This is a genomic window from Pseudomonadota bacterium, from assembly GCA_011049115.1.
In the GTDB taxonomy this organism is placed as follows: Bacteria; Desulfobacterota; Anaeroferrophillalia; order Anaeroferrophillales; family Tharpellaceae; genus DSCM01.
In genome coordinates, this window is record DSCM01000115.1 from 1 (window position 1) to 10,842 (window position 10,842).

The following is a 10,842-nucleotide window of genomic DNA, read 5'->3' on the forward strand; positions in this document are numbered from 1 at the left end:
GCATCCTTTCACCTTTTCTGTATATGGTTTTAAAAACCATATACAGAAAAGGTCGCTGTGGGTGGTCAATTTTCCGTAATCACTAGCTCTTTAACTGATCAATTTTAGAGTATCACAACCATGCGGCTCTATCTGTTTTCGAGATGGTCTTCCTTCTGGGCAAGAACCTTGTCCACATCGTGAAACATATTCTGACCAGCAACAGAAAGGGCCCGCATACTGGCGGGCCCTTTCTGTTGCTGGAGAGCGCTTAGGCTGATCTAGCCAAAGAATCCCCAGATGATCAAAAAGAGGCAAAGAACGCCAATTGCTACTCCAGTGATTCCGATTATCTGACCAATGGCTTCCGCCAAAACCCCGGGATACTGAGCTTTGTATTTATCAAGCAGTCCTTTTTCCTTAAGCCGCTCAAACTGGGCCGGGCGCTCTTCTTCCATCTCGTGGCCACTGACAACTCCAGTAAAAATAACCTGATCCATCGGAAATTTTTCCGGACGGATGTGAGCGTTGAAAAAATGAACCGTAAAGATAAAGACTGAAGCCAGCAGAGCCTCATCGGAGTGGACAATAATGGCCACGTTAAAGGCCCAACCCGGTAAAAACTGCGCAAAAAACTCCGGCATCCAGAGCATCAGCCCGGTAAAACCGATGGCAAACATACCCCAGAAAACGGCGAGAAAATCAAACTTTTCCCAGTAGGTCCAACGATCAAATTTGGGTGGTTCGCCGTTGCCGATAAACCATTTACACATCCCGGCAATATCCTGCCCATCTTTGATTCGAGGAAAAAGGGAATCTGGTCCAAATAATTTCTGGAAAAAGTTTTCTCCGGTAGGTTTAATCAGAAGAAAGTATAAGCACCAGACAAAGGTTATAATGAAGTACGTGAAGGTAATTACCGCGCACCAGCGATGAATCAGGCCTGCCATTTGCGGGCCACCAAGTAACTGCGCCAGTCCAATAGCCCAGGGAGCGTCGACGAACTTCAGCGGTAATCCGGAAAGCACGAGGCCGAGGAAGCTGACCATCATCATGAAATGAAGAACCTTTTCCATAAAGGTAAAACGGCGGTAAAACACCTTTGGAGAATGGCTTTCATGAAAAATTCCCTGCCGACGAAGCTTGTTTTTCTCAATGTAGCTTCTTATCAGCCAGAAGATGGTGTGCAGCCAGAAAATTGCAAAAGTCGCGCACAAAAGCCCGGTCATGGCAATGAAAGTCCAGTAGAGGAGCGGGTAGTTTTCACGGTCATGATGAGTCGCATGGGGGGCGTATTTGACAAAGTTGCTATTGGCCTGTTTGTGGCATTTGCCGCAGGTTTCAATTAATCCTTCTTTTGAAAGGGAGGATTCCGGGTCGTCCGCCGGCAATTGCTTGTGCGCCGTATGACAGTCGGCGCAACCTGCCACCGCCGAGGCGCCACCAAGTTGTTTTACCTTACCGTGATAATCCTGGCGGTATGAAGCGAAGGAATGCGAGCTCAGCTTATTACGGGCCATCATTGCTGCATTGTCGTGACACTTCTCACAGCTGTTTGTCTTAAATTCATTGGCAAGCAGAGCCGCCGCAGAATTTACATCGTTGACTTTCAGCTCAATGATGTTGTGGAGGCCATGGCAGTCGGCACAGGAAGGCGAATCCGGGTTGCCGGCCATCAACCCTTTGCCATGCACGCTCTGCATGTACTCGGCGTTGTCATGACAGCCGCTGCACATCTGTACCGATTTACTTTTGTCGTCCTTCAATGATACCAAATCATGGATATTGGCGTGACAGTCGGTGCATCTGACATCGTTATCAACATGTACTGACTGAGCATACTCCCGGGTTTCATCTCGATGACAGAATCCGCAATTAACGGGTTGCATCGGCACTTCACAATCTGCATGCTTGTCCAGATCCCAGATATCTCGATGACAACTGGTACAGGCATTGGCGCCATGTGCGGAAGCGGCAAATGTTCCCGAATCTATTTCATCATGGCATTCAAGGCACTGTCCTACGGAGATACATTCTAGACAAATTTCTTCGGAAGCTGCCTGTTTAGCCATGGCGTTATTACGAAGTCCGGTCCCGAGGAGAAACGAGACGATCAGTAACAGCATCAGGGCTAAGCGGAAGGGTCCTTTGAGTACTTTCATGGTTTCCTGCGCTCCTTTGTAATTAAATCACTAACATTGTAATTGGTTCAAGACGAATTTCTCGCGGGTGTCTAAGGCTCAGATTTTGCCGATCAGGGGTCGGCTCATTGCATGTAAAAGCGACTGCCTGGTAGATGAGTACAGAAAACAGATTGCTCTTTCCGGCCTCAGCGGCAGTATTGTAAAACCCGTATCCACTAAACCTTACTGCTGATGTGCTGATGATTGATCGAAGATACTTTGGGCTGATACTGTTTTTCGGCCAGAGCAGACTCTTATGTTTTCCCGCTGACAGCGCTTGAATCTCTCAGCTGAGGGATGTTTATTTTAATATATATAGTGTTCTGAATATTGTATACACTAAGCCTGTAAATTAAGGCAGGCACCAGAGGTGCCTGCCGACTTAACTTGACTTAACTTTTAGGCGTCTGTCGATAAAACAGACTCATTTATGGCGGTACTAAATCTTGAGAACCAGCATGAGCGCGATAACCAAGGCGTAAATAACCAATGATTCAATCATGGCCAAACCAATGATCATCGGGGTAGTAATCTTGCTCGCGGCACTGGGGTTACGGCCAATGCTGTCAAGGGCCGATTTGATACCCATGGACTGTCCGAAGGCTCCCCCAAATGCGGCCACGGCAATCGTTACCGCTGCAGCATACGCAACTCCAGTCCCATCGAAGTTTTTGGTAGCGACTTCGCTGGCAATGGCAGCACTGGCAGCGCATAATGTGGCGATCGCGGTTACAACTTGAACGATTCTTTTCATGTTCTCACCTCCTCTGTAAATAGTACGTTAGATTAGCTTCCGGGGATAATCGGAAGAGTATAGCTTATCTTTTAGTGATCGTGTGAAATTGCTCCCTGAAAATAGGCCAGTGAAAGCAGCGTGAAGACGAAAGTCTGTACAAAGGCAACGAATAAACCCAGAAAAGCAATCGGTACCGGAACCAGCAGAGGAGCCAGCATAACGAAAATTGCTGTGACCAGATGATCGCCCATAATGTTTCCGAAAAGACGCAGGGAAAGCGACATCGGGCGGGCCAGATGGCCAATGATTTCGATTGGAATCATCAGGGGAGCTAGCCAGAGGAAGGGACCAACAAACTGTTTAAGATATTTTGCGCCGTGTTCTTTCCAACCGAAGTAATGGGTCATGCAGAAAACCGTCAAGGCACAGCCTGCAGTAGTGTTGATGTTGCCGGTTGGGGGATTGAATCCGGGAATCAGGCCAGAAAGGTTGGAGAACAGAATGAAAAAAATGCCTCCTCCGACAACGGTCAAAAAACTACGTGCAACCTGGCTGCCGAGACTGTCGGATATAAGTTTGAGAATACCTTCGACCATGGTTTCCAAAAGATTCTGCAAACTAAAACGACCTTCAGGGATGATCAGGTCTTCAGGGTTACAATGGCGAATTTTCCGGGTTCCCAATAGAACCAGAATGACGATCAATAATGCAATTAGAATCGCGTTGGCAACGTGGTCCGGCAGGAGATTGAGACCAGGTATCAGGGCTGCCCAGGTAATCGTTGGATCGTGATGCATGATTCTCTACCTTAACCTGTTTAGTTTTTAGTTTTGGGGAGCTTACTTAGTGTTTGCATTTGAAGACTTTCGGATGAATCAGGTCTTTTCCGGGTGGTCCGGGGAAAGATCGCTTGACTTGCTGAAAGCCAGGTAGGCCATCGTTTCAAAGGCAATGCCTCCAAAAAGCGCGGAAAAACCAATCAGAAATCCAAACGGCTGACATAATTTCGTCAGGATTACAATTATTGTGATAATCGCCATTCCAACGGTCAGCAGGAGCAGTTTCAAGCCCAGCTTGCCAGCTGCCTTGCCTTCAATCCCATCCTGTCCGGCTCCGGCAAAGGCTTTACTGATCAAAACACTGAGCAGAAAAAAATAAGTCAGCGCCAGGAAACCCCCGACGGCAACCCCGGTAATTCCGATCTGATCAATTCGGATCAAGCCTGCGCTTGCGGTCAAGACAAGTGCCATTGCCAGAATGAAGAGATTGATGCGGATCAGGCGCTTGTCTTTCATCCCGCTACCCCCTCTATTCGTTCATAAAGCGTCTTCCCGTTCCTGTTCCCGCTCAAGACTTTTCAATGCCTGATAAATGCGTTTAAAGCCGGCAGCGACTCCGCAAAGCAAAAGAAAAATCGTCAGCCACGGGGAGCTGTTCAACCAGCGGTCCAGATAGTAGCCGGAGACGATTCCAATCGCAACCGAAAAACCAAGCTCAAGGCCAACAGTACCATAGCGGCTAATCTGAACAAATGCTTTTTTAAATCCAGGCGCGCTATTTTTTGCCATAGTTACAGTTGGGCAGCGAGGTCTTAAGTCGCAGTTGCAAACAATATAGAATATTGTTAAAGAACTCTCATAAGCCGAAGCAAGCGTCCATTATCATAGGCGGTAAAGTTAAGTCAAGTTCAAATCTCGGTCAGCGTCTCGCGGGCTGCATTGAGGGTTCGTTCAATGTCTTCCTGGCTATGAGCCGCTGAAACAAACCCTGCTTCAAACTGTGATGGAGCGAGATAGATTCCTCTGTTTAGCATGCCTGAAAAAAACCTCGAAAACTGTTCGCAGTTGGACGATTGAGCGTCTTCATAGTTGTATACTGGGTTGGCCGTAAAATATGTACAAAGCATTGAGCCTACCCGGGTACAATAATGAGGGATTTTTAGTTCAGAACAAAGCACATCAAGACCTTCTCCCAGCGCCGCGGTCTTTCTTTCGAGTTCCGGGTAGGGGTTTTCCTTTTTCAGAATTCGCAGGGTTTCCAGCCCGGCGGCCATGGCCAGCGGGTTGCCGGAGAGGGTTCCGGCTTGGTATACGCTCCCCAGCGGCGCCAGTTGACACATTATTTCCCGGCGACCACCGAAGGCTCCGACAGGAAGACCGCCACCGATTATTTTCCCCAGGCAGGTTAGATCCGGCATGATATCGTAGTAAAGCTGCCCCCCCCCGTAAGCGACGCGAAATCCGGTCATGACTTCATCAAAAATGAGGACAATTCCGTGTTGCGTGCAGCGCTCCCTTAGGCCGCTTAAGAATCCAGGTAAGGGCGGGATGGTTCCCATATTGCCAGCAACCGGTTCGACGATTATTGCGGCAATTTCACTGCCGCAGGCGGTCAACAATTGATCCACGGAACCGAGGTCGTTGTAGATAGCTGAAAGGGTGTTACAGGTAAGCTCGGGGGGAACCCCGGCGCTGTCGGGTACGCCAAGGGTGGTGGCTCCTGAACCGGCTGCGATCAGAAGATTATCGGCATGGCCGTGGTAACCACCTGCAAATTTGACGACTTTGCTTCTTTTCGTGTAACCGCGGGCCAGACGAATTGCGCTCATGGTCGCCTCTGTGCCGGAATTGACCATTCTTACCATTTCCAGAGAAGGCAGGGCCGCGCAAAGTTCTTCTGCCATTTCGATTTCTAGCATTGTCGGCGCACCGAAACTGGAGCCACGAGATACCCGTTCTCTGACGGCATTAACCACGGCCGGGTGTGCATGTCCTAAAATCATGGGGCCCCAGGAGCCTACATAGTCAATATATTCATTGCCATCCACGTCATAAATTTTGCTGCCTTGACCGCGAATGATAAAGGGGGGATTAAGTTTGACGGAACGGAAAGCGCGGACCGGGCTGTTGACGCCTCCCGGGATTACCCGGCAAGCCCGGGTAAAAAGCTTTTCGGAAATTGTATGATTCATGCTGGTTACCTCGTCTAGTTGCTTCTGTCTTGCAGTTTGAAAACCTTGTTAAACCGGAAGGTTTGGGAGGGGAATCGAGAAGATAGCGCTTTGAAAAAGGCGCGGGCCAAGTCCTCTCGCTGTTTTAATAAAATCGGATTGTACCGGATGAAAAACATGTAGACAAGGGATTTATTCAATCGAATCAGAGTCGATGACGTTTTTTGAACAAACTTTGGGTTTTTGTCGAAATTATGGTTGGTATGGTTATCATGGATGATTGATTGGCGGCAGGTTTGCACCTGGATCCTAAGCAGGAGGTGGCCGCAAGGTTGAGGACGTCATCGAAAGTCAGTTTTTATGAGGCAAAGATTTTCTGCCAATGGCCATTAGTTTCTCGATACCGTAGGACTTGGTGAAGGCTGCCCTAGTCCTTGTTTTTCAGACTTTTGGTGACAATTGTTTCGCTGAACTGGTCTGTCAGTAGGGTCCGATCGGTAATGCCGTTGCCAAGCAGCAGCTCGATGGTTCTGGAGGTGTCGAGATAACTGTAGTCGTCAAAATTTCTAAGACTTAAATCCACGCGTCCGTCATGATGAATTTTTACATCTATGTTGTTCATAACTCCATTTCGTGACATTCCCCACCCAGGGGCCTTTAGGGAAAACAGCGGCTTTTTTCAGGGCGGGCGCCTAAAAACTCCCTGGGTTGAATTGTTTTATCTCAGCTGAATTACCTTGCGGTGTTCGCGAAATTCATCATGCTTCATGCTGTCAGAATTATGAGCGCTCTGTAATTCATCCACCAACATGGTTCGCAGGCTCGGGCTCTCATCTATCAGGTTGTTGATCAAATCTAATTTTTCTTTCTCGGTTGACGTCTTCTTTTCCCGAAAATGTTCATAGGAGCAGAGTGCGATGGAGGTAAAAACCAGCCCTCCCCAGGTGATGACTAAAAAAATGGCAAGGCTGTTCAAGGCCGGAATGAAAACCACCGGTATGGCAAGCAGACCGACAAATTTCCCGCTGATCAGGCATAGGGCTCCCAGTTGGGTGAGAGGAGGGACTTTGCTGATGAGGCTGGCGATGTCATCAATTTTTAAATCTTGGCCGGGATGGTTGTAGCCTCTGACTCTGGGCCTGGACATGTTATACTCCTGCATAATGAACAAAACCGCCAGTCAAATTGTGTAAAGCTTAATGATCGCGAACGCTTAGAGACGCCTTGATCTTCCGCGGCGGTTTTGTGAAAATATTCTTTCTATAATTATAGTGTATTGTCAAAAAAAGTCAAATGGATTGTCGGACTGGGGCTTTTGAGTAGGCTTGGTGGGTGGTTTGTTCTTGGGGGATGGAGAGGTGGCGGTTCGAAAATCGGGGTTAAGGTTCCCCCGATGAAGGTTCGGATTGGTTGAAGTTCTTTTTGATTTTGATTATCCGCAGATCACGCTCGTGGGTGACCGCCATGCAGAGACGCAGGTCTCTGGCATGGCGCATGATCTCGGCGATGGCCGACAAGGTTTTGCCGCGCAATTCATCATGATCCGGACGATGGCGCAGATAGTCAATCAGGTTCTGAAGCTCGGGCAGCAGTTTGGTTTGTGAATGGATGGTGTTCTCAGTAAGGAGAGCGCAAAGTCGTTGGCTGATGACAAGGGTGAAGTAGCCACCGTATTTTCGCGTATGGTTGATGATCGTGGTCAGGCAGTTGCTGCCGTCGTTTTCAATTTGGCAAAGGAAATAGATACTGCAAAGAAGGGGTAACTCTGATTCAGGGCGATCAAGGTCTGCATCATCTTTTTCCAGAAAAATTTTTCGGAGTTGCCGGGGTTGTTGCAGGAAGTAATCGTAAAGCCGGTTCGTGGCGGGTAAGGAGTTGTTGATTATATTCACGGTCAAGGTAGATAGATATTTTTCCGCGGACAAGGGGTTGTGATTAAAAAAATCGCACAATGAGTCCCTGAATAGTGAGGTTTTGTGCCCCAAGCTGAGACGCTCAGCGATACTTAATTCCTCTAAGGTCTCGTATTTGCGTAGGAGTTCGCATAAAAGAGGAATGTCCTTGATGGAAAAATATGGCAGAAGTAAATTCAGTAATTTAAAGCTAAAGGTCCAGTCTTGGTCGAAGACCAGGTTGAAAAGTTGTGCGCGGATCTCCGGCAGATTGGCGAAGCGGGTCATGAACAGAGCGGTCTGCTGTTCATGATGGAGGAGCAATGGCGGCTTGAAATTAGAAAAAATCAGGCGCCATTGCGGGCTTAAGCCAAATTTGCTCATCGCTTCAAGGAGTTCCGGATAAAGATCGCCATGGTCGAACAGGTTTGCCAAACGATCCGAAAACACAGGGTCTGGCACTGCTTGAGGATGATAGGTTATGAGTTGCAGAATGAGGCGTTGTTCGGTAGCTTTGCGGGTTTGTGTCAGGGCCTCAAAAAGAGTGCGCAGGGAGTCCGGGCTCGGGCTGGAACCTAAAGCGGAGAGGACAGCATGGCGTTCAGCCGGATTTTTTGAATTAATTCTTTTGCGCAAAATTTCAAGAGCGTCATGATTTGGGCAAAAACTCAGACCAGCATAGGCCTGCATTCTTTTATTTCGCCAGAGGGAGCGTCCTGTAGCTATCAGGGCATCGCAGGCTTTCATGTCACCGAGTTGGGCCATCGTGGTCAGGGCTGCCGGATTACCGAGCTTTGCCTGAAGGACGATTTGGGGACAGCAAGGCAGGGTGAGCCGGACAAGGGTTTTAAAAACAAACGGGGAGATGATGTTGTCCTGGGAACATAGACGTGCGGCCAAAGGTGCTAAGACCTCTCTTTCTCGGTTACTTAGGGGCAAATTGAGGAAGCAGAGCAGCTCTGGTTTTTCTTGAACCGTTTTAAGGTCGTCGCTCAGAAGGAAATCATTAAAATTGAATTCGTGCAGTTCTTCCAAAAAAAGGGCTAAGGCAGTCAGGCGAATTTCCGTTTGTGGAATGGTTGTCAACAACCGCAGCGCGTCGGTCTGAGGAAATAGTCTGCGAATCAGGCAGGAGGCGATGGTGGTGGTGCTTTCCACGGCACTGGGGGAGCTGAGCAGGTGCTGAAAGTAGTCGAAAAAAGAAACTCGGCCGGAGTTGTTGGCAAGGTCTTTTTTTATCTGTTGCAGTCCGGGATAATTTTCTTCCTTATCATCTATGCCCAGCTGATTAATAATATGGAAAATATAGCGATTGCCGCCGAGAAAGTAGAGGGCGGTGATAATGACAAATAAATTTTTATCGTTTGGACCGTTGATGGTTGCGGCCAGTTTCAGCCCGAGTTGGGATAGCTCCCGTTGGTCCTTTGAATCATGGGCGTGATGTCGGAATTCGACCTGAGTTCTGTTTAGAATTTCAAAGACTTGCCAGCGAAGCTCCCAGTTACTGCTCAGCAGGTCTTCGACAATCTCCGCTCGGGGCTTAGTTGGTTTCATAACGTATTGAAATAAAAGGGCTTATTTGAAGATAAGGCTTGACATGCGCCTGTTCGTATGTAATAGATATCAATCTTGTTTGGGAAGCGGTTTTTTCTCTGGTTGAGGTTTTAAGTGATGCAAAAAAAAATACTGCTGTTTGTTTCCGGATTATTTCTATTGGTCATGGGTTTGGCCGATCTTTGTGCCTCGGAATCGTCGGGAAAGGCTTTTTCGATTATTTATTCGTCAGATGAAAGGGGAGCCATTACTCCTTGTGGTTGAAATAAAAATCCGCGTGGCGGTCTAGCCAAGCGTGCCACCTTCCTTGATGATGTGCGCCGGGAAGAGATTCCATTTCTGGTGCTGAATGGCGGTAATTTGTTTTTCAGCAGAGAATCCCTGAGACCGGAAAAACTGGCTGCCGGCAAGCTGTTGGCTGATTTGATCATGTCGTCTTTCAATAAAATGGGCTGTGATGCTTTGAATGTTGGGGCTTATGACCTTTCTCTTGGGGTCGATAACTTGCGCAAACTGGAGAAGAATGCCAACTTTCCTTTTCTTTCAGCCAATATTCTCGATAAACATGACAAGTATATTTTCACTCCGTCTATAATCAAAATGGCGGGCGGGGTCAAGGTAGGTATTTTTGGTCTTTGTGACGATGCCCTTAAGATTGACAAACTTCCTGCCGGACAGAAAATCAAGGTTGTTAATCCTCTTGATAAGGCAGAGGAAATTTCGCTTGAGTTGAAGAAGAAAGGCTCGGAATATACGGTACTGCTGACGAATCTTAATATTCGCGATTGCCGGAGGATTGCTCAGCGGGAGCTGCCGATTGATTTGATTATCGGCAGCAGCAAGGAGAATCGCATTTCTCTGCCGATCCTGGTGCAAAAAGCCTATATTGTCCATGTGGAGCGGGGAGGCAAGAGTGTTGGGCGGTTGGACGTTACCTTTCTTGGAGCTGCGGGTGTTGAGAATCTGCCCGCTGATGTTCGTTATAAAGGCAAGATTGTCGGTGATAGACTATTTTTACTCAATCATTTTTTTCCTTTGAAAATCGCGATACCGGACCATCCCGAGATTGGCCCCATGGTCGAAAGTGTTGAGGCTAAATTGAGTCGTTTGCAGCAGGTGAAAGCTACCAGGTCGATGAGCGTGGGAGCCAATATTAAAAAAAGCTCTTTGGCCAAAGGTAATGGTTATGTTTTTGCGAAAGCCTGCGCGACCTGCCATCCCGAGCAGTATGCGCGGTGGCAAAAAACCGCGCATTCTCAAGCCTACCAGGGCTTAGTTGAGCAGGAAAAACATTTCGATGTCGAATGTATCGGTTGTCATACGCTGGGGTATGAAATGCCGGGAGGATTTACTGATATTCGCCAGGTAGGCAGCTATGCCGGGGTTCAGTGCGAGTCCTGTCATGGACCGGGTTATCTTCATGTTCAGTCAAAAGGCCAGGAGAAATTGGCCCATAAGCTTGGGGATGGGGAGATGTGTCTGAGCTGTCATATTGAAGAAAAAAGTCCGGAGTTTGACTTGCTGCCGTTTTTTCATCGGATCTGTGGA

Annotated in this window: 10 protein-coding genes; 1 reads left to right on the forward strand and 9 read right to left on the reverse strand. The window is 48.0% G+C overall.

All coding sequences use genetic code 11. The features are described from left to right. Positions 1-260: 260 nt before the first annotated feature. The 9 genes from ENN66_10295 to ENN66_10335 all read right to left on the reverse strand — a co-directional run bounded on the left by ENN66_10295 (position 261) and on the right by ENN66_10335 (position 9,294). Positions 261-2,141, reverse strand: coding sequence for a cytochrome C (locus ENN66_10295; GenBank protein ID HDS16970.1), 1,881 nt, complete (start codon positions 2,139-2,141; stop codon positions 261-263). Between the two features lie 460 nt (positions 2,142-2,601). Beyond that, positions 2,602-2,916: a F0F1 ATP synthase subunit C gene (locus tag ENN66_10300; protein ID HDS16971.1), complete on the reverse strand. Its 315-nt coding sequence runs from the start codon at positions 2,914-2,916 to the stop codon at positions 2,602-2,604. A 71-nt stretch (positions 2,917-2,987) separates the two neighbouring features. After that, entirely contained in the window at positions 2,988-3,695 is a 708-nt protein-coding gene (atpB, locus tag ENN66_10305) for an ATP synthase F0 subunit A (protein ID HDS16972.1), read from the reverse strand. A gap of 78 nt (positions 3,696-3,773) precedes the next feature. Beyond that, the gene (locus ENN66_10310) at positions 3,774-4,193 is read right to left on the reverse strand and encodes a hypothetical protein (protein ID HDS16973.1); all 420 of its coding nucleotides are present in this window, start codon (positions 4,191-4,193) and stop codon (positions 3,774-3,776) included. A gap of 21 nt (positions 4,194-4,214) precedes the next feature. Beyond that, the gene (locus tag ENN66_10315) at positions 4,215-4,466 is read right to left on the reverse strand and encodes an AtpZ/AtpI family protein (protein HDS16974.1); all 252 of its coding nucleotides are present in this window, start codon (positions 4,464-4,466) and stop codon (positions 4,215-4,217) included. Between the two features lie 119 nt (positions 4,467-4,585). Then, a complete protein-coding gene (hemL, locus tag ENN66_10320; protein ID HDS16975.1) occupies positions 4,586-5,869 on the reverse strand; it encodes a glutamate-1-semialdehyde-2,1-aminomutase in 1,284 nt (427 codons plus the stop codon). A 406-nt stretch (positions 5,870-6,275) separates the two neighbouring features. Next, positions 6,276-6,470 (reverse strand): hypothetical protein, encoded by a 195-nt coding sequence (locus ENN66_10325; GenBank protein HDS16976.1) that lies wholly within the window; start codon positions 6,468-6,470, stop codon positions 6,276-6,278. A 96-nt stretch (positions 6,471-6,566) separates the two neighbouring features. Further along, positions 6,567-6,995: a hypothetical protein gene (locus ENN66_10330; protein ID HDS16977.1), complete on the reverse strand. Its 429-nt coding sequence runs from the start codon at positions 6,993-6,995 to the stop codon at positions 6,567-6,569. A 232-nt stretch (positions 6,996-7,227) separates the two neighbouring features. Continuing rightward, positions 7,228-9,294: a HEAT repeat domain-containing protein gene (locus ENN66_10335; GenBank protein HDS16978.1), complete on the reverse strand. Its 2,067-nt coding sequence runs from the start codon at positions 9,292-9,294 to the stop codon at positions 7,228-7,230. A gap of 360 nt (positions 9,295-9,654) precedes the next feature. On the opposite strand from ENN66_10335, the gene ENN66_10340 reads away from it, so the two are divergent. After that, positions 9,655-10,842: hypothetical protein (locus ENN66_10340; protein HDS16979.1), on the forward strand; the 1,188-nt coding region annotated here is incomplete at its 3' end.